The 19,579-nt window shown below is 55.4% G+C and carries 21 protein-coding genes, 1 tRNA gene and 1 CRISPR repeat array; of the genes, 4 read left to right on the top strand and 18 right to left on the bottom strand.

Annotated features, from left to right (window positions below; translation table 11 throughout):
• From PKY88_12430 to PKY88_12495, 14 genes are all read right to left on the bottom strand, one after another.
• A partial coding sequence (locus PKY88_12430) for a hypothetical protein (GenBank protein HOQ06007.1) occupies positions 1-229 on the bottom strand: 229 nt, incomplete at its 3' end.
• 87 nt (positions 230-316) lie between these two features.
• On the bottom strand, positions 317-757 hold the full coding sequence (locus PKY88_12435; GenBank protein HOQ06008.1) for a hypothetical protein: 441 nt from the start codon (positions 755-757) through the stop codon (positions 317-319).
• Between the two features lie 9 nt (positions 758-766).
• Positions 767-1,012 carry a hypothetical protein gene (locus PKY88_12440; protein ID HOQ06009.1) on the bottom strand — a complete coding sequence of 82 codons (246 nt, stop codon included), beginning with the start codon at positions 1,010-1,012 and terminating at the stop codon, positions 767-769.
• A gap of 10 nt (positions 1,013-1,022) precedes the next feature.
• Positions 1,023-1,385, bottom strand: a complete 363-nt coding sequence (locus PKY88_12445) for a hypothetical protein (GenBank protein ID HOQ06010.1) — start codon at positions 1,383-1,385, stop codon at positions 1,023-1,025.
• 3 nt (positions 1,386-1,388) lie between these two features.
• On the bottom strand, positions 1,389-1,727 hold the full coding sequence (locus PKY88_12450; GenBank protein HOQ06011.1) for a DUF2190 family protein: 339 nt from the start codon (positions 1,725-1,727) through the stop codon (positions 1,389-1,391).
• A 28-nt stretch (positions 1,728-1,755) separates the two neighbouring features.
• Entirely contained in the window at positions 1,756-3,693 is a 1,938-nt protein-coding gene (locus PKY88_12455) for a Mu-like prophage major head subunit gpT family protein (protein HOQ06012.1), read from the bottom strand.
• Positions 3,683-5,080, bottom strand: a complete 1,398-nt coding sequence (locus PKY88_12460) for a phage portal protein (protein ID HOQ06013.1) — start codon at positions 5,078-5,080, stop codon at positions 3,683-3,685. Before PKY88_12460 ends, PKY88_12455 begins: the two co-directional genes overlap by 11 nt.
• A complete protein-coding gene (locus PKY88_12465) occupies positions 5,080-5,277 on the bottom strand; it encodes a hypothetical protein (protein HOQ06014.1) in 198 nt (65 codons plus the stop codon). The genes PKY88_12460 and PKY88_12465 overlap by 1 nt, the downstream gene beginning before the upstream one ends.
• Before the next feature lie 2 nt (positions 5,278-5,279).
• Positions 5,280-5,355, bottom strand: a tRNA-OTHER gene (locus PKY88_12470).
• Between the two features lie 322 nt (positions 5,356-5,677).
• Positions 5,678-6,289, bottom strand: coding sequence for a PEP-CTERM sorting domain-containing protein (locus PKY88_12475; GenBank protein ID HOQ06015.1), 612 nt, complete (start codon positions 6,287-6,289; stop codon positions 5,678-5,680).
• A 94-nt stretch (positions 6,290-6,383) separates the two neighbouring features.
• The gene (locus PKY88_12480) at positions 6,384-9,257 is read right to left on the bottom strand and encodes a right-handed parallel beta-helix repeat-containing protein (GenBank protein ID HOQ06016.1); all 2,874 of its coding nucleotides are present in this window, start codon (positions 9,255-9,257) and stop codon (positions 6,384-6,386) included.
• Between the two features lie 358 nt (positions 9,258-9,615).
• Positions 9,616-9,789 carry a hypothetical protein gene (locus tag PKY88_12485; protein ID HOQ06017.1) on the bottom strand — a complete coding sequence of 58 codons (174 nt, stop codon included), beginning with the start codon at positions 9,787-9,789 and terminating at the stop codon, positions 9,616-9,618.
• Complete coding sequence (locus PKY88_12490; protein HOQ06018.1) at positions 9,777-11,906, bottom strand: phage terminase large subunit family protein; 2,130 nt, start codon at positions 11,904-11,906, stop codon at positions 9,777-9,779. The genes PKY88_12485 and PKY88_12490 overlap by 13 nt, the downstream gene beginning before the upstream one ends.
• Positions 11,907-12,036: 130 nt before the next feature.
• Positions 12,037-12,240, bottom strand: coding sequence for a hypothetical protein (locus tag PKY88_12495; GenBank protein HOQ06019.1), 204 nt, complete (start codon positions 12,238-12,240; stop codon positions 12,037-12,039).
• A gap of 141 nt (positions 12,241-12,381) precedes the next feature.
• On the opposite strand from PKY88_12495, the gene PKY88_12500 reads away from it, so the two are divergent.
• From PKY88_12500 to PKY88_12515, 4 genes are all read left to right on the top strand, one after another.
• Positions 12,382-12,606, top strand: coding sequence for a hypothetical protein (locus PKY88_12500; protein ID HOQ06020.1), 225 nt, complete (start codon positions 12,382-12,384; stop codon positions 12,604-12,606).
• A gap of 47 nt (positions 12,607-12,653) precedes the next feature.
• Positions 12,654-13,181 carry a winged helix-turn-helix domain-containing protein gene (locus PKY88_12505; protein ID HOQ06021.1) on the top strand — a complete coding sequence of 176 codons (528 nt, stop codon included), beginning with the start codon at positions 12,654-12,656 and terminating at the stop codon, positions 13,179-13,181.
• A 126-nt stretch (positions 13,182-13,307) separates the two neighbouring features.
• Positions 13,308-13,535, top strand: coding sequence for an AbrB/MazE/SpoVT family DNA-binding domain-containing protein (locus PKY88_12510; GenBank protein ID HOQ06022.1), 228 nt, complete (start codon positions 13,308-13,310; stop codon positions 13,533-13,535).
• Positions 13,536-13,538: 3 nt separating this feature from the next.
• Positions 13,539-13,931, top strand: coding sequence for a type II toxin-antitoxin system death-on-curing family toxin (locus tag PKY88_12515; protein HOQ06023.1), 393 nt, complete (start codon positions 13,539-13,541; stop codon positions 13,929-13,931).
• Here the strand turns inward: PKY88_12515 and PKY88_12520 are convergent.
• The 4 genes from PKY88_12520 to PKY88_12535 form a co-directional block, all read right to left on the bottom strand.
• Complete coding sequence (locus PKY88_12520) at positions 13,903-16,065, bottom strand: DNA methyltransferase (protein HOQ06024.1); 2,163 nt, start codon at positions 16,063-16,065, stop codon at positions 13,903-13,905. The genes PKY88_12515 and PKY88_12520 overlap by 29 nt on opposite strands.
• 120 nt (positions 16,066-16,185) lie before the next feature.
• Positions 16,186-16,437 carry an HNH endonuclease signature motif containing protein gene (locus PKY88_12525; GenBank protein ID HOQ06025.1) on the bottom strand — a complete coding sequence of 84 codons (252 nt, stop codon included), beginning with the start codon at positions 16,435-16,437 and terminating at the stop codon, positions 16,186-16,188.
• A complete protein-coding gene (locus PKY88_12530) occupies positions 16,421-16,888 on the bottom strand; it encodes a hypothetical protein (GenBank protein HOQ06026.1) in 468 nt (155 codons plus the stop codon). The genes PKY88_12525 and PKY88_12530 overlap by 17 nt, the downstream gene beginning before the upstream one ends.
• A gap of 351 nt (positions 16,889-17,239) precedes the next feature.
• The gene (locus PKY88_12535; GenBank protein ID HOQ06027.1) at positions 17,240-18,838 is read right to left on the bottom strand and encodes a DUF3987 domain-containing protein; all 1,599 of its coding nucleotides are present in this window, start codon (positions 18,836-18,838) and stop codon (positions 17,240-17,242) included.
• Between the two features lie 39 nt (positions 18,839-18,877).
• Positions 18,878-19,578: a CRISPR direct-repeat array (repeat unit 29 nt; unit sequence CGGTTCACCCCCACGCGCGTGGGGACAAT).
• Position 19,579: the final 1 nt, after the last annotated feature.

Genomic DNA, 19,579 nt, shown 5'->3' on the forward strand with positions numbered 1-19,579 from the left:
CGGTATCACCGGCCGTTCCCTTGATGCGGATCTCGGCCAGGTTCACTCGCTGGAAGAGGTGCCATTCTCCGGGGACCAGCGGCACATCCTGGCCGCTGTCCCCCTGAATATAGACCGGACTGGCGTTGGTCGGCGGGGCGGACAGCGTGATGGTCGCCACCAGGCGCTCAGGAACCAGCGGCTGGTACTGGGAGGTAACCGAAATAATCCGCGCAATTAGGTTATTCATAACACCACCTCGTATATCCATCCGCAGCAAATTTCCTTGAGAAGCAGGCCAAAAAGGATGATCCAGATCTTTCGCATTTGATTCTCCTTACGTGAGGTTGTAGGTTGCGGTGACTACGCTGGTGAAGACTTTGTATTCAGCCAGGTGTTCCATCGAATAGATGGGCTTGATCTCCGTCTTGACCGCAGCCGTGTGTTTGCCGGGGTCGTATTCGATGGGACGGCTGTCCAGAAAAATGGCGATCTCCAGGACCAGATCCATCAGGGACTCGATGAGCGCATCCATTTCCTCGGCAGGCAGTTTCTGCTGGACGGCGATGTCGATTTCATACCGGCCGCTGCGGATCCCGCGGGCGATTTTCTCCAGACCCAGCGAGACCGGGACGACGGTGACCTTCAGAACCCCCAGCTCGGTCAGATCCAACAGGGGTTTGAGCGAAACATGGGACTCAAATGGGTTCGAGAAACTGCCCCCATTGAGCATGCTGGCTACTGCATCGGCCATTTGTTTGGGATTTACGATGGACATCGTTTTCCTTTACGGAGCCGGCTTTTTACCGACCTGCTGACTGAGAAGGAGCTGGTCGATCTTGTCTTCAATCCTGGACTGAGACGACTCGATTCGCCGGAACTGTTCCCTTTCGTTCTCCATATGGACCTCAAAAGCGCTCTTATCGACCTTGCGGGTTTCCAGAGAACCAAACGCAACCAGCAGGATCGTGGTCGCTAGCCCCAGGACGGTTAAGATCAGTTTCTGCCATGCGTTTTCGTTTTTTCCGTTCATCAGTCTTCTCTTATGAAATAAGTTTTGTGTGTATCCGAAAAGTCATCTGGTACGGATCGCTATAGCGGTAACATCCAGCGCCCGGCAGATCCAGGACTTCATAGGTTCCCTGACCGGCTACGATGATCTGGTCCCCATACTGAGGCCGGATGGGCTGGTCCTGGATCACCAGGTCGGCAGCGGCGATCAAGAAGTCAACAACCTCAGCGCCGACCGTAACACCTTCGGCCTCTTCCACTTCGTAAGTGGTCTTGCCGAAGGTCGCCAAAACCGGCACCGATTCAGCTCCGCGCTGGTAGGTCACTTCCTGGGCCAGGTGCCGGCGGCGCTGATTTTCCATGAACTGAAGACCTTTTTGAAGCAGATCGGCCATCCGTCACTGATCCAGCTTGATCCGCACGGTGGTATCCTCATCGCCAGCCGTCCGGATGCATTTGCCGAGTTTCTTGTTGGCTCCGGCCTCTGCATCCGTCTTGGCCTGGCCGTCCGCGACATCCCAGTAGCAAACCGCACCGGCGGCAATCCCCGAGCCGGCACCGGTGGCCTTCGGGAAGTCAAAGACCCCCTCGATGGCCAGCGCCCCCAGCTGATGGGCGGCAATGTCCAGCTTAGCAATACCAATCAGGTCACCCTGAACCACCACATCCCCGGCCGTTACAGCCGCTGCCGGCGTGTAATCGATTGATTTTCCGTCTTGAACAAAGTGAGCACCCATAAGAATTCTCCTGTGCTAAGGTTTATGTTTAGGCTTCCCCTTTGAATTTAGCCGCCCCGCGGAAGTCCTGCTCCCGCACGCCGAAGTCGATATAGCCCCGGAACTGAATCCCCAGCGTGTTGAAGTCGGCATCGGTTTTCTCGACGGTGGGGCGGTCCACGCCATTCAGGAACGCCACTTCGATGGCCGGCAGCCGGTTGGGATCGGCAAACAGATACCACGCCTTGCTGCTGGAGCCGGGAAACGAGGTGTTGCTCAGATACGAACTGGAGACCACCTCGAACTTGCCCACATGCGGATTGGCCTGCGGTTTGGCCTTATTGGCCGTGGTCGTCTCGTTGAGGTTGACCGACTTCATCAACTGCTCGGCAATGACCTTCAGGGCGATGGGCACCAGCAGGATTGTCGGACCGATCCCTAAGGGACGGCCGTTGGGCTTGGTCTGCTCGCCAAAGAGGATCTCGGCGGCCGTCAGACCATCGACACTCAGGGCCATATCGGCCCCCTCCAGGTAGTTCTTGTGGGCCGTTGAAAAGAAGCTGTTGGGATTAGACAGCAGCAGTCCCCAGACCGCATCGGCAATCGCCTCGGCCGCTCCCATGCCGATGGAACGGGGGATGTCGGCAAAGGCACCCAGGTCATCGTTGATGATCATCTGCCGGGTCAGGGCAAACATGATCCCGTGTGTATCGGCCTTCTGGCCGTACTGCATCTCTTCCAGTTTGCCGTGCTTGAGCTCGCCATCGGGGCCGACCTGCTGGAACTGGAAGCTGCCGGTCATGCGATACCGGGTATGCTCCTTGAAATCGTTGACGCTGGCGATCTTGCAGATCCGACGCCAGGCATCCTCGATGTAGTTATACCCTTCCAGCAGCATCTTGTTGGCCACATTAGACAGGATTCCGGGCAGGGAGGTCGTACTGAAGGCCGCCTGCAGCCACCCCGAGGCATCCCGGCGAAAGCGGGGCAGCTGAAGGCCGACGACCTGTTCGCAGAATTCCTGGATACCGATGCCGCGGAGTTTGTCGGCCGCCTCTAAGGTGGGCGTATCATACATCGCCTCCAGTCGGGTCGTACCGATCCCAGCGGCCATCATGGCCACCGCCTCGAAGATCTGCGGGGGATGAACAGGCTTTTGGACATGCACGGCCGGGGCCTTGGGCCGGGAGCATCGCAGGACCTCCAGCTCGCAGCGGGTGACGTCCCAGCCTTCTTCGATGGCCTTGGCCTCGATGTCCGGGAACTTGCCATTGCAAACCGTCCGGATGGCCTGGATGCGCTTGGTCTCGCCGGCTACCTGTTTTCGGATCTCCAGGACCGGATCGGGATCGGCTACTGCGGTGGCCGTCGCTTCGATTTTTTCCGGGGCCGGCTGAGGGGTGACCTCTGTCTGGAGGTCTGTTTGTTTTTCTTTCGATTCTTTTTTCATTGGATTTTCCTCTTTCGATTGTGCCGCTACCTGAGCGGTCGTGTTGGTATCTGCGCCGCTGTCCACGAAACTGATCTCCTTCAAGATCGATTTGCGGATGACATACAAAGGACCTTGCAGAGTCCTGCCGTTGACCTGAATAGATTGTCCATTGGGGACAAACTCCGCCTCTAAGATGTCCGCCCCGATACTGGCTTGCCAGGGAAAGCCCCTCGATCCGCTTTTGGCCACATCCCGTGCCCAGCTCGTATCGCGGGATATAAACCCCTCGGCGATGACCTGACCGTTTTCCACCGCGACCCGATGGGTATGTCCCACCCCTTGTTTGGGATGGTGATCCAGGCGAATAGGGATGTTCTGCCGCTCAATAGCCAGTCCCTCCAGGTCCACGACGACCGGATGGGTAAACCCGGCGATCTTCATCGGCCCGCCGGTATAGGCCACCATCGAAAACTGCGGAACTTGTTTCTCATCACCGGCCGCTTCGATAGTCAGGGGGCATTCAAAATGCATGGTTTGCGGATAATCAGTCTTCATCGTCGTCCTCTACGGTTAGGGGAGTGGTTTCTTCTACAAGTCCCAGTTGGGTCATGAGTTTTTTCTCCTTGGCCCGCTGCCGCAGTTCGCTCTCCCAGTCTTTGCCTTGGCGGGCGTACTCGGCCGCCAGCGTGGTGGTATTGGACTGGAGCCGGATGGCCTGGGCGTTGGCCTCCTTGGCCGGATCGACATGCTCGGTCCCATCAAAAAACCACTGGTGCGGCAGGCAGCCAATCGTCCGCAAAGCCGCAAATTCAGTGGAGAGCATGGCCTCATCCATCCAGGCGGCCAGGATCTTGTCGAGGACCACCGAAGCCAGATCCGCCTGTTCAACCCGGATGGATTTGTAGTAGGTCTGGTGGTCCAGGCGTCCGGAGGCATAGTTGTAGCCGGATGAATTGCAGGCCGCGATGTTGTAGGGCAGGTTCAGGCAGCGGGCGATCTCATTGAGAATCTCGCGTTTGAATTCCCCGTAGGCCGTGGCGGGCTGCTCGGCCTTGATCTGGCCCAGCTTCCAGCCGTCCGGCAGGACCGTGGCCATGCGTTTTTCCAGCTCGACCACATCCATCGGTTCCACGGAGGCCGCCTCGCCATTGGCCGGGGCATCCGTAAACAGGACTGCCGCAAAATCGGCCGCGGTTTCCGCGGCTCCCAGGACCGCCAGGGTATAACGACGCAACTGGGCAAACAGCGGCAGGGCGGGTGTGATCTCCGGAACCCCTCGGTGCTGGCCGGGCCGGTCCGCCCGGAACCAGTGAATGACCGCCTCAGCGCCGAACCTATCATAATCATCCGGCCTGGCCCGCAGGTCGCCCGGATGGCAGCGAAGGATATAGTACCGCACCGGATTGCCGAACGAATCCAGCTCGATGCCGTCGAGGATGTTTTCATCCATCCGTTCCAGGTGCGGCGTGGTGACCCGGTCGGCCTCCACCAGGTAGACATCCAGTTTGACCGGGCCGTCAATAACCCCATTGCCCGCCAGGATGGCAAAGGTCTCCCCATCGGTCGATTTGGCCATCCGCATGGTGCGAAGTTTGGCAGGCAGGCCAATCCGGTGGGCCCACTGGCTGAAGGCCGCCTCGATTTTTCGATTGAGGGCATCATCGCCGGTCAAGACCTGAAGCCGGGGACCGGTGCCCACGCAATCGTTGGCCAGCGTCAGGATGATTCCCTTGGCATAGGAATTATTGGACACCTCGTAGCGTGCCCGCTGGCGCAGGGTTTTGCGGACATCACTGGAAGCAGCCGCATCGGCCGACAAGCCATCGGCCATCGCCCAGTGGCGAAGGTTCTCGCGGGTGGTCTGCGCCGCATCGTACTTGGCACGCAGCGCCGGCGGAAACGAGATCCGGGCGGGCTTGGATTTGGGCTTAAACGGCCACATCAGATCGTCCCTCCCGGAGAAATCTTCAGGAGCTTGATTCCCAAGCCCTTCGTTGCCGCGGCCTGCTTGGACTGCAGGTATTTGTCGGCGGCGATCTGGTCGGCCAGGGAATGCTGCTCCACAGAGCCGCTATCGCCACTGGCCCGTTTGGGTCCGGAGGCGTTTTCCTGAATCGTGTTTTCCAATGGTTCAGTCATACTGGCGGGAGAAGGACTTGAACCTTCAACCTCGAGGGATTTGAAACCCTCGCGAGCATGCCCATTGCTCTATCCCGCTCGAAGGCGCCGGCCAAAAACAAAAAGGCCGCAGGGGGTGTGGCCCCACACGGCCTTATCCTTTTTCGTTTCGGCGGCGATGATCAGTCGCGCCCCGACGCCTGATTCAATTGTCTGGTCTGATTATGAACGAAAGTTGGAAAGGTGCAAATGAAAAAGCCCGGACCTGTGAAAATGGTTACACAGATAGACATGGAAGGGTAAAATGTTACTGAATAATGGGTTTAAAATCTGTTTTTAGTCAAAGGCGGGTTCTGAAGTGCCAGTTAAGCATATGAAAAAAGCCCCTGCTCGTTGGAAGCAAGGGCCTTCGAGGTATTGTCTATTTCTTTTTACGAATTAGCAGGCTGCCCAGAGTGAGCAGCAACATCGTTGCCGGTTCAGGAATGATGACGTTAATATTGGTATAAACAGGATCATAGGTTGGATCGTTGCTGAATTCTATTTCAAATGGTGAGCCATTTATCCACTTACCTTGGATGCCCTTCATCGGGTCGCCGTCAAGCCACGACCAGCCTGGCTGACAATACAGGTCGATATGCGGGGCAGAATTTGTTTTTTCCGTAAACTGCATGCTGTTAATCAGATTGATGCTTCCACCTTTGAGAACTGCGGTGGCGTTATTGCCGGCAATTCGAATCAACTCGGTTACGCCATCCAAGTAAAGAAGGTGGCCGTCGAATAGCAGAATATCATATACACCGCTTTGCCCCATAATCAGCGGTGTCGAAGTTGATTGTACAATCAGGCGGCCGTTGTCTCGCACTGAAATCTCAAGAGCTCCCCCCCCATCCACAATGAGAGGGATTTGGTTCGAACGCCAAGTGATAAAATATTGATAGCCATCTTCGGCGGTAAGGAAACCATCGCTATAACCGGCAAATGCTGTCGGCAAACAAAAGATAAGCAAAAGACACAGGGCTATTCTTTTCATCGCTGTTTTCCATTCTGTTAGGGCTGTTGGGTGCGGAAACCACCCCGCACCCAACAATAACATTATATACTTTTTATGTTCACAAGTCAAGTGCCTACTCAATCCGGTCATACTGACTCTTTAACTCCAGCAGATGGCCGTACACCGCCTCCATGAACTGCTGCCATACATCAGGATCAATCTGCTTCTGGATCTCAGGGTCTTCTATCCAGATTTGCTCCAGGAACACGATAGCGGTGGCCAGATCAACAATCTGTTCCTGGACGGATTTTCCCTCCACGGCAGACGGTTCAGGGGTGGTCTCCATTGACGAGAACATTTGCCATTCTTCTTTGCCGCGCATCCTCAGCATTTCATCATCGCCGGAGATCATTTGCTGCATGAACACTTCTTCTAAATCAAGCCAGCACGCTTTCCACAGCCAAGGAGCATTCAGAAGTACTGTCAGATCCGCCAAATCAATCGAATACTTACTGTTTCCGGTTGGATCGAAGTTATACTTATATTTCCATTCATACCAGCCGTCAGATAGATTCGGATCAGCCAGATTGGGATCAGCCAGCCAGACAGGGTCATTCGGATCGTGCCCGCGCCATGCTTTTGAAAAGCCGCTGAACTCATGGAAGTTCACCAGTCCGTCCGCGTTCAGGTCAAAATAGTTTGATGTATCCTCACACTCGATTTCATACGCGCCCCGGTCAACGGCATAACCCAAAACGCGGGACCTGTTGTCCATATCCACCTGAGAGTAATTTTCTTGAAGCGTAAGGCCTGAGTCGTGACATGGGCTGTCCAGCATAATTCTGACATTGTTGGGGTCGAAATAGGCAAACTTCGGATCCGAACTGATGTTGTTGTTGACGCTGTTGGCGTCCTCGATACAACTGTACCAGGCGGCCTGATCCGCGGAAAACCCTGCGAGGGCAGGCCCGCCGTTATGATAGACAATCGAATTGTAGATTTCAGGCAGTGCTCCGCCGACGCGCCAGATTCCCCTTGTTTTATTATGCGCGACCGTAACATTTTGTAAATATGGTTGATAGGTTGGGTTCACCATCATAACACCCGCACGGCCTTCGTTAGTCATGTCGCTCTCTGAAATAATCGAGTTCAAAATGGTCGGAGTTGTGTTTTCGCAAACAACACCATATCGTCCGCTCTGACGCACCCAGCAATTCTCTACTGTCAGTGTAAACCCTTCCCCAATATGGCGAATGCCATCGGCCTTGTTGTTGCGAATGATGCACCAAGTGAGTGAGATATTCCCGTCTTCGGCATAGAGGCCATACCCTTCATTTTTTTCAATATGGCAATTGTTGACTGTAAAATCAACACCAAAACCGAAGATGCCATAGCCAATTGGGTTGCTTTCTGTAACTGTAAATCCATCCAGCAACGTTTCATCGCCCATTGTTACGACCGTATTGTTACGCTGTATATCGTTGATTTTGCCCGTTAGCGTGGTTTTATACCGCTTGGGATTTCGCAGCCCGAACTCGCTTCCGCCCGCCTGGAAACCGCCATATACGGAAACGCCTTCCGGCAACACAAAACTGTCTGATGTACTGCTTCCGGGGCTGTAGGTCCCCTGGGCGACATAAATGGAATGCACTTGCGCGCATATCGAGTCCCGTGCATAATCCAGCGCATCCTGAAGGTCCAGAAAAGCATTTTGCCAGTTCAGCCCCGTATTGTTGCCGCCGATTGCCGACGGGTCCACATATAGCTCCTCTACAATCCCTAGATAGCAGCACACATGTGTATCACGGGAAACCCTGGCGATTAACCTCTCCACGAGGGTCTGGCTGTTCGGATCGTACACCGTGCCGTATAGGTCAGCCACATTATGCAGGATTTCCCCGGGAACGGCCTTTTCGTTCACCATGACATCCAGATCCACGCAACCGTTCGTATTGGGGCTGATGTTACCCAACGGCCATACATAGGTGTGCGTATCCTTATCATATCCGGGATCAGGCGGTATCAATGTGAACAGCGGCTGATTGGGATCGTTGGGATCGCCGAATTCGGCTGTATAGCCGCCCTGCGGATAGTCCACGCCGGCCGGCAGCCGGTCGATGATGAAGGCGTCATATACGGTCTGGCTGGACACATTCGACCAGCAAATCTCGTAGGTGAATTCCTGATAAGGGATGACGCAATCGCTCGAATCGATGCCGTCATCCTTGGAGAACGAAAAGCAGGTGATCGCTCCGATGATGTCAATCTCGATATCCGGCACGCCCGGACCGACGTTGCAGAACAACTTTCCGCCCGTGGCCGCCGTGATTTCGCTCGCCTGCTGGCACGCGGGGGGTGTATGATTATTTATACCTGCATAGGGGGTATTCAGGCCGGCGTTGCAGTTCGCTGAATTGAGGGCAAAAACCAGAATCGATTGGTAGGTTAATGCGTCAATCGTTTCATCGAGCGTAGGATAATAACCGGGCGGAGGAGACCCGCTCGACCCCGGCTCGTCGCCTGCGATATGACCAGGAGCGTCCCCGGCCCAGATCAGAATCTTTTGGGCTTCCGCGCGGCCGTTAAAGCCAAGATCGCCGCTGCTTGTCAGCCAGTTGTCTGCGATGCTGACCATCGCCTTCAACTGACTTTCAGGCGTGTCTCCGCCGCCGTTGGCGGTAAGATCGTTTATGGCAGACAGCGCATCTTGAATGCTCGATGTGAACGGCAGATCCAGATTCACGCCGTAGGCCTGATAGTTTCCGCCGTCGGCGTAGTTCCTGTAGTCGGCAACGCCGTACAGAATAGTTTCCGGGCAGAGGGAGTTTGCATCAATCGCGGCAACAAGACTATCCAAAACCGCCTTGAAATTGTTAAGACCGCTCATGCTGCCTGTCGTATCGACCAGAAACAGCACATCCGTTGCTGCCAAACCATAGGGGCCGGTAGCCCCCAGCGCTGCATACAGACACCCAAAAACCAGGATGCGGAAATGATGGGAACGCATGAGTTTTCTCCTTTCAAAAATAAGACCACCGTCTCTTATTGATGTTGCCGCACAGGCCTGGCCAGGGTAAATCCCATTCCGCACCTATTATGTCCGATAATATGTCTCTGCGGCGTGATTCTCTAATAAATAGTCGATGCAACCCGCCCCCAGGTTGATTGAAAAAAACATAAATTCTTACTCAAAACTGACCAATGTCCTGATCCTTTTTATGCAACTCTATTTCTCAAGGTTGTATTGCTTCCAAGGGCCTGGTTTTTGGATACAAATTCCGAAAAAATCTTATCTAGGCCTAATCTGCGATCCATTTCCTGTCCCTGTCTCGGCCCCAATACGAGACCCGCCTTGTCTATTTTGCTTAACGATAAACCGTCGATTCCCACGTTGTAAACCGCCTGCCGCAGTTGCGGCATTGCCGGCGGCGCATGAGGCGGCTGTCGTGGGCTGGCCGGGTATAGAGGACCTTGAACTTCCGCCCGCCGCATGCCTTACAGACCAGTCCTTTGGGCGGTTTGACTTTTACGTTCTGCATCGCTGCCTGCCTTTCTGGATCTGGGAAAGCCGTATCCGCATAGGTCGATTTTCCTTGTCATTCTCGGTCCCGAACAGTTTGGCTCCTTCCATGGAGGCCGCCACGCCGCAGCCAACCAGGCAGTCCAGCCAATGGTTGTCCGGGCGGATGGCCTTCAGCTTCCATTCATCCACTACCCTGTCCCGAGCCATCGTCTGGATGCGGTATTCAGCTGTTAAATGCTCGGCCAGCAGACGATGGGTGGTCTCATCCCGCCCAAACAGGGATAAACTTCCCGGATCGCCCATGGCCACCGCCAGGCGGGCGTGTACAAAGCTCTTCCAGTAGTTGGTGTCGATCAGGACATGCCGAACCGCGCGTTTACCCGCGGTATTGGGAATCCGCCAATGCAGGCCGATCCGATCTCCCTTTTTGCGTTTGTATTCGGAAAACGGGATGGATGAAGCGCCGACGTATTTCCCATGGCTGGGCAGGACAATCCCGGCAAATCGCGACTGCCTGCAGAACTGGTAGACTACATCCGTGCTCTGACCCCAGTTGGCATCGATCAGGCAGCGGTCGATCTTCATCTCCAGGCCGTCCTCACGACGGTAAAACCGGCCCAGTTTCTCCTCGGTTAATTTCTCCAGGGCGTTGTAGATCGCTCCTTCCAGGCCTGCACCCGGCTTTTGCTGGGCAAGGGTCCGCCGGATGTCCCGCAGGGTAAAGTAGAGCCGTTTCTGCTCCGGCCAGGTGCCGTAATCGACCACATAGCCGGTAAAATCCCGCTCCCAGGCGCACAGCATCCAGAACAGGGCCTTCTGCTGGACGTCGATAAACAAGGTCAGGAGATTGCATCCGATTGGAATAATGCTGCGGTTGTATTCGTTGAGCTTGGCGGTGATCTCATCGGCATTGAGCATGTCCTCGCCTTCGGCCTCGAGGATCGGCTCGTTCTGGTACTCGGCAAAGAAGGCCGCCTCATCCCGAATCTTGAGGTTCATGGCGTGCTGGATGGCGGATAGTTCATCGTCATTGTGACGCTGGGGCCAGGCGACAATGGCTCCGGCATCCATCGCCTCCCGGTTCTGGCGATAGAACTCGGTGGCCTCTGCGCCATCCCCATCGTTCCGCAACGAATCGGCCCGGATCTGGGCATACCGCGCCCAGAGTTTTTCATGGGTGGGGAAGGCATAGACCATCTTGGTCTTGTCTCCCTGCCATTCGGGATGCTTTTGACGGTCCAGGATATTGTCGGCCATATCCCCCGGCCGGATGACCGTACAGGCCATCAGGCCGGAGATCTTCTTGCCAGGCCCGGCCATGCCCAGGACATCTCCGGCTAAGATTGCTTCCCTGCGCTGGGATTGGGACGGGCTCCAGGCCGATTCGGTGGTCTGGGGATCATCGACCATGACCAGCTGCGGGCGGACCACCCGGCCATCCGAGCGGGCATAGTTCTGGCCCCGGATGTCCGAGCCCTTCATCCCGCTGCAGGAAATGACTGCCTCGGAGGCCTTGCTGCCTTTGATGGTGGGCAGGACGATCTTGTCGGCGGCCCATTCGATGCGGGTCGGGACCCCATTGTACCTTTGCCCTTTCTGGCGGTTGGTAATCCGTTCCAGGGCGCGGATCGGAAAGGTCACTTCCGGGAAGTCCTCATGCAAGAAGTCATTGGTCTCCAGCCAGACCTTGATGTTTTCCAGCAGGTCCTTGGCCCGTTCGGCGGAGGCGGCGATCAGGCAGACAAACTCCGTGGCCCCAATCAGGGCAGACCACAGGCAGGCCATCTGCATCAACACCGTCTTGCCCGATCCGCGCGGCATGGCCAGGGCAAACAGGCCGCCCTGAAGGACTGCCTGCTCGATCTTGTCGATAACCTTCCGATGGTCCTCGGACCAGGGCAGGTAGAACACATCCGGGAAATACACCTCGCAGAAGGTCTTGAAGCTGGCCGTGGCCTGTGCCTTGCGATCGGGATTGACGACTTCCGGGATCTGCCCGATGTCCTGGCCGGCCCGGGCCAGTTCGGCATTCCGCCGCCGGGCGGCTTCTTTCATCTCCTCGTAGGTGCGTTCCTTTTTGGGCGGTTCCAAGTACCGATGAGTCAGCCAGGCGGCATAGCGGAATAGATCCACCGTCCTGGTATCGCCGATGGTATATCCAGCGCGATTGCGATGGCGTCGCAGGGTGCGTTCGTTGATGACCTCGCCAAATCCGGCGGAGTTGAGCAAGCGTGTCAGCTCGGCGGGTTTCAGTTGGGTTGGATTAATCGGCGCCACCGGCCACCTCCCGGGCCAGAAATGCGGTGTATTCAATCAGGTTAATCCTGCCTCCATCCCGGACAATTCCAGCCTTTTGGGCGATTGCCAGCACCGCTTGTCCAGAGATAGACCGGCGGCCCGCCTGGCGGAGCAATTGGGCCAGTTCCTCCACGCTTAAGGCCGTAATTTTGAGCAGTTTTGGATTCATTCTACCCCGGGTCCAGAACGGCTAAAAAAATAATGCAAATTCTTTGAAAATAATGACTTAATTCCCTTGGATCCGGGGCCAAAAGCCGGTAAGTCATCCCTGGAATTGAACAATAAAAACGCCTTTTTAGGAGACCCAAACATGGCAAAACAAGATGTAAAAACCGAATACGAAACCGCCAAAAGCGACATCGCCAACCTGCTCGGATTCTTTGAATGCGAATTGGGCAAAACCCCCAAAGAAATTAATTGGGGCCACGTCGGGGATTTAAAGCACATCCGCCAGAACCTGATGGAAATCTTGAGTTTCCTGAGCGGATTCGAAGTAAGCGAAATCGAAGATACCCTCCAGGAAACCCGCCTGTAGCAGCGTGGCGGAGCGTTCCGGACGAACATTTTTTTGAAAGGACCCAAATGATGAAAACCCAAGACATCCAAATCGGCAGCGTGTACGACCTGAAGGTCGGCAGGAACACTACGCCCGTGCGGATCATGAAGGCCGCCCAGGAGGGCGGCTGGGAGGCGGTGACGCTGGCCGGCAATAAGCCGGTGGCCATCCAATCCGCCGAACGGCTGGTGGGCCTGTACAATCCCAAGAAAGCGTCCCCGTCGGCCCAGGGCGGCAAGGCCAGCCCCAAGCCAAGAAAACCTACGACCCGAACCCAAAAGGCCGCCCAATCGAAACGTGGGCCAATGTCGCCCAAGGTCCAACGGCTCTCGGCGCTGGATGCGGCGGTGCGGGTATTGGCGGAGGCCAATGGGCCCATGACCTGCCGGCAGCTGATCGAGACCATGGCCGCCAAGGATTATTGGAAAAGCGCCAGCGGCAAGACACCAGCCAATACGCTCTGTGCCGCCATCCTGAAGGAAATCACAACCAAGGGAGATGATTCCCGCTTCCAGAAGGTCGGCCGCGGGCAGTTTGTGTGGGCCCGGAAATAACCGATTCGCAGACCTCTTTTCTCCAGAACCCCGGAAATGACCGGGGTTTTTCTTCAAGAATCCCATTGATTTGGGCGATAATTTCGTATATACTATGTGTATACGAAATTTGGGAGATTGGATTGTATGGTCAAAAACCTCATCAAACACGGAAACAGCTACGCTCTGGTCATCGACAAGCCGATCATGGAATTGCTGCAAATCACCCCGGATACAGAGGTGGAAATCACGACCAATGGCGACAAACTGGTCATTTCTCCGGTTCGTCCGGACAGCAAACAGGCCGAGTTGAACCGGATCCTCCACCAGATCAATGAAGACTTTGGCCCGGCCCTCCAGAAGCTGGCCGATTAGCCGATGGAGATCCGGTTCCTCAATCTGGATGAGGTCTTGAGGATCCATGCCGATCAGGTCCGCCGGTACAGAGGCAGCGGCCAGATCCGCGACAAAGGACTTTTGGAGTCGGCGGTGGCCATGCCCAGGGCCGGCTTTGGAGGGCAATACGCCCACCCGGATTTGTTCGAGATGGCCGCGGCCTATTTGTATCATATCGTGATGAATCATCCATTTCTGGATGGAAACAAGCGTACGGGAATCGTCTGCGCGTTGGCGTTCCTGCAATGGAACGGCATCCGGGTTCAGATCGACAATCCATCGCTGGTCGAGTTTGTCTTGGCGGTGGCTCAAGGGCAAAAGAACAAACATCAAATCGCTCGCTTTCTTAAACAGCATTCGGGCTCTCAGGACTGATCCGCTGGGCTTTCAATCCCGTAAAGTTTTCAAAACGCTGGACGATGACATCGCAATACAATGGGTCCAGTTCCATCAGGAAGGCCTTCCGGTCTGTCTGCTGGCAGGCGATCAGGGTACTGCCCGATCCGCCGAACAGGTCCAGGACATTCTCGCCTTGTTTGGAAGAATACTGGATCGCTCGTACCGCCAGCTCCACCGGCTTGGCCGTCAAGTGATCCATCTTCTGGGGCGGAATTTTTTTGACGTGCCACAGGTCAGGGGCATTGTTGGGACCGAAGAAGCGGTGACCCTTGCCGAGTTTCCAACCATAGAAACAATTATGCGTAACGATGCCGTCAGCGATGTAATGATGGTATCTGTCCACATCAAGCGAATAGACCGGCCCAGCGTAGTCTTGCACATCCACATGTCGAATCGGTATCCAGCGATACTTTGGGCCGCCTGCCGGAACGGGAACTTCCATTGCATCAGGCAGCAGGTTGCATGCCCGCGTCAGAAAAGACACCCTGCGTCCGTACTTTGGTCGCGTGTTGCCGCAATGGATAAACGGGTATTCGATCCGACGATGGTGATCGGATAGGGCCCAAAGCGCTCCCCGATGCAGAGCCATTGGATCAAAGCGGTCGTAGATGCTGGTGATCTGCGAATGCGTTCGCTTGCATGTTTTGGCTTCAACCCAAAACGTGGTTGGGATACCGTACCGAGCCGAGACCACCTGCTCGGCACATGCCGCATCGCAATTCGTGTCATGGGTGCTGAGAATCCAGGCTTCTTCGCCATTTTCCATATCGAGCCGCTGCTTGAGGCCCAGCCCCCATGTGGTGAGCAACTTCGTCTTGCCCACGCGCCACCATCGACCACGCCGCATGAGGTAGACGCACCAGATGGACCGAGCGTGTGGTACGAGTCGGACGCTGAACAGATGGCCATCGGTGCACCAAGTGGTGTTGGAACCGACAGTAATCCCATAGAGGGGGCCGCCATATGTACGCGTGCCGACGCGGATCGTTGGGCCACGACGGTGGCCGATGATGGCTCCAGAACCCTTGGCATACGTGATGACCTCATCCCCGTCTCGCAGGGCGGACAACGCGGTCGTGCCGGCGGGTGTCATGACTTGTGTATCAGGCGGTTGGCAAATCTCAAACGCCCCCATGAAATCCTTCCGGGTCAGGACGGGGTGCTGTTTGTCCCACACGATCCCTTGCGAAAAGTACAATCCGGCGTCTTGGAGCGGTTTGGGGTAATTGCCGAGATTGGCATAGCCGCCCCAGATGTAAAACGAGCCGCCGGGGACCAGGACGCGTGCCATGTTGTTGAACCAGGCTCGGAGCATCTCGTTGAAATCTTCAGCCGAAAGAAAATCATTTTCCAGCGGCCGGTCTTTGGCCCGCATCTTCTTGCGGGCTTTCTTGGGATCACCGGCGCCGCGTGCCTGGTCAAAACCCTGATGATGCAGTTGGGCCTTCTTGTTGGTAAAGGAACTGAGGCCGGCCGCGATGGCCGTGTTGCTGCGCGGTTCGACCTTGACGTTGTAGGGGGGATCGGTGTTGATCAGATGGATTACCTGCCCATCCAGCAGCCTATCCAGGTCCTCCTGGCTGCCCGCATCCCCGCAAAGGAGCCGGTGATTGCCCAGGACCCAGAGGTCTCCCGACTGGGTAATTGGCTCATCCGGCGGGTCGGGGATCTGGTCCGGATCGCAGTTGCCCTGTTTGACCTCGGCGGCGTTGAGCAACTGGGTCAGTTCTTTTTCGTCGAAGGCCAGCAAACTCATGTCGAATCCGGCCTCCATCAGCTCCGATAGTTCGATGGGCAGGATTTCATAGTTCCACTCGGCCAGGTCGGCCGTCTTGTTGTCGGCGATGCGGTAGGCCCGGATCTGCTCGGGCGTCAGGTCCTTGGCCACATGAACCGGCACCTTGGCCAGACCCAGTTTCAAGGCGGCCTTGTAGCGGGTATGGCCGCAGACGATGACGCCATCGGAATCGACCACAATCGGCTGCCTGAAGCCGAACTCCTGCAAACTGTCCGCCACGGCGTCGACCGCACCGTCATTGAGGCGCGGATTGTGCTCATAGGGCCGGAGGGTCTCGATCCCTCGAAGTTCGATGTTGAATTGTTTCGTCATAGCAGGTCTCCAAATAGGTGTGTGGTTATCTCGGACAATACAAACAAACTCTTCCTGGGAACGCGGCTGTTCCCCGTGCAGTCTTCTTTTTAATTTCCCGCGAAGGAACCGCTCGACTAATTATTTTTGATTCCATGTGACCTCCTGGCATAATCTGATGAATTCCTCTGCGGTTAGTGCCCCCTTGGCAATATTCACCTGATGATCAACAATCCAGATATTAGAAATATCGTGAAGACCGCCTCGTGAGAGTGGCTGGATATGATCTAAAGATGCTGTTTCAGGTGTGAGCTTTCGACCGCTCAAAGCACAACGATATTGTTGTTTTTCCAGCAAGGATAAGATCTCATTCGTTTTAATTGTTTTTGCCATAACGCGTCAAACTCCTACGGTTATTGTTTTTACATGCGCAGGTTACCCAGCGTTTCCACGGAGATTCACAGTGATAAACATAACAATTCCGGGATTGTTCTATCATGCGCTTAACAGTTTTCGTCCAGGTACAAGTCGGATATTGTTCAAAACGCTTTCTGGTGTGAAGCAATTTCAAGTCTCTGGTCCTATGGGAAAAACTTTTAGCTAAGGAATCAAATTTTCTTTGCCAGGGAGTTTGCCGTGGAGCAATATTGTTGTGACGATTGATCTTGTCGGTTGCTTTTCTTATCGCGACACCCCACATGACCTGTTCCATCGAATCCATAGAAGGATTCAGAAGACAGTCACGATGAATCTTTTTGGTAACAAGCTGGTTTCCTTGTTTATCCAAAAGGACGAAGTATTCACCAATAACTTCCACAGGAATAGTAATCATTTGAATATCCATGAATCTTTCACCCCATCAGTTGGAACGCCCACATTCCCAGGGCAAGAAAAAATGGTTGTCGTAATAGGTCATTTCATCAGATATGATTGGTCTCCTTTCCAGAAATAAACACTTCTCCTCACGCGCGTACGCGCGCAAAAATATGCACGCGGGGGTGGGGTGAAAGGGGAAGAGTTTATGTATATTGTTATTATATCCTTATTTATACAATAAAACCTTTCACCAAACCTTTCACCTTTTCGGGGAAGGGTTCTTTCTTTTTGACCCAAAAATGAACCTGGGTATTTATCGCTGCCCACGAAAATGGAACGTTTCACCCCTTTTGAGGTGAAACGTTTGGGGAAGGGTTTTTTACTCACACAAGACATATACAGTCCCCTTAAATGTTGCAGATGTGCTTTCCTTGACCAGGATATCTCCCTGTTCAATTAGGGTTTCGATGATCTTCCTGAACGAATCTTTATCAGTTTTCATGCGCTTCAGGAGCACGCTATGTAGAAGCTGCTTGCCCGGCTCGTTGCGGAGTTTTTCTTTGAGTTTCAGGCAGTCGGCATGGAAACTGTTCTCGGCGGCATAGATGCCGGCCATAAACAATTGACGGCGGACTTGGTGATTGACAAAGGCAATGGCCCACTGGGCCGCCTGCTCACTAATCAATGGCTTCTGGGGGGGGTCGCTGCAGGCATACAGCAGGGCCAGTTTGCGAGCGTTCTCGGCGGCCCGTGACCAGACGGCCTTGGCAACTTCATCCTGGGCCTCTGCTGCCCGGTGGTTCAGGTCTGACTGCCGCTGGAACTCGAACAACAGTTTCCCTGCCTTCCCTTGATAGGGGGCTATCGGGGGATTGGGATTTTCCCAGGACAGATTGTGTTTGGCAGAGGGCCGGGTTTTTTCCTGCCAGAATTCAGCCGTATCCAGAATTTCGGACGGGATATTGTCAATATCACCCGCCTGCTCACACAAGGGCCGTTCTCCGACATCGACGATCAGCATCCGACTGAAAAATCCGCTGGTCATCATCCGCTCGCTGAGCGCCTGGTAGTAATTCTTGGGGGTAGCCGTACCGAAGATGGTCAGGTGAGGATTGCGGATCGAGACGCACTCTTTCATCCCCGCCTTGGTCCGCATGGGAAAGGCGCTGTCGCTGGAGGTATAGAACGTCAGGAGAGTATCCTGGATGCTCTCATAGCGGCTTTCGCGGGACGTATTGATGCATCGCAGCATGGTGTCAATCTCATCGGTCTGGAACAGCATATTCAGATTGGCCCCCATGACATCCTGGATGCCTTCGCCGCTGGCAAACCGATTGCCCAGGCAGCTGGAGGCGTTGATATAGTTGAGAATGTTGGCATTGATCTTCCGGGGCCAGTCCTTGCCTGTGCCCGTACTGGCCAGGGCCAATAGATAGAGATTGGTCCGGATGCCGCCGGGTTCCTTGATTTTGCGGCCGGCCAGGAAGGATTGCAGCGCCAGCGCCCCGCAGAAGGCCAATGCCTTGTTGGGATAGGGCGCGGTATCGAGGCAGAACTTCATCAGCCGCTCAACAAATCCCGGCACGGAAAAGAGCGTCTCCGGAATCGGACCGGGATCGTCCGGCAGCGGCTTTTGGGGAGTTGTCAAGAGGCCCGACAAATCGACATCGGCAGGGCGGATATCTGGTTGCTGTCCAAAGCCCTGCCTGGACAGTTCCGCTGCCGCTCTGCTGAAGTCCCCGCCATGTTCCAGGAGGGCATAGACGCTGAACAAGGAATAGGGTTTTTGCGATTCGAACGGATAGGCATTGGTGCTCCAGACATAGAAGATGCCGTTTTTGAGGGTGGCTGACCAGCCGCTGGTTTTGCCCGGCCTGCGCCAGTATTCATTTTCACCGCCCTTGACACAGGTCCAGCCATGGGACTGGAGCAGGGCACGGACATCGCCGCGGGCGTTGTAATCGTCCCCGAGACGCAAGGCGAGACGGCACAACCGGTTTGTACTGTTACCGAATGTGCGTTCACCCCCACGCGCGTGGGGACAATCTGAACGACCCACACCGGCCTATCCGGCTGGTCGGTTCACCCCCACGCGCGTGGGGACAATAGCCCCTCAGGGGACCGGATCAAGTCTGGTCCCGGTTCACCCCCACGCGCGTGGGGACAATCCCAGATCTTACGGCTGAGTTCCAAGAGACCGCGGTTCACCCCCACGCGCGTGGGGACAATCTCAAACCCCGGCTTTTTAATCCACAAAAAGTCGGTTCACCCCCACGCGCGTGGGGACAATCTTTGATGGCCGGAATGCAGTTCACGCCATAACGGTTCACCCCCACGCGCGTGGGGACAATCCCGCTCAAAAAATCCTAAAAAAATCTGTTGACGGTTCACCCCCACGCGCGTGGGGACAATTGTAAATGTCCTTGTCTTGTCGGGCTGTCCGTCGGTTCACCCCCACGCGCGTGGGGACAATGGGCTGGAGTTCGCCTCCAGCGACCAGCGGTACGGTTCACCCCCACGCGCGTGGGGACAATTTCGGCCGCGCTCTGACAAATACGGAACTGCTCGGTTCACCCCCACGCGCGTGGGGACAATTGCACCGCCGGTTGAAATAAATAATTTCCCGCTGGTTCACCCCCACGCGCGTGGGGACAATGGTCAAGTACTGGTAGTGTTCCCCACCCCAGTACGGTTCACCCCCACGCGCGTGGGGACAATT

The organism is Anaerohalosphaeraceae bacterium, assembly GCA_035378985.1.
Lineage (GTDB): Bacteria > Planctomycetota > Phycisphaerae > Sedimentisphaerales > Anaerohalosphaeraceae > JAHDQI01.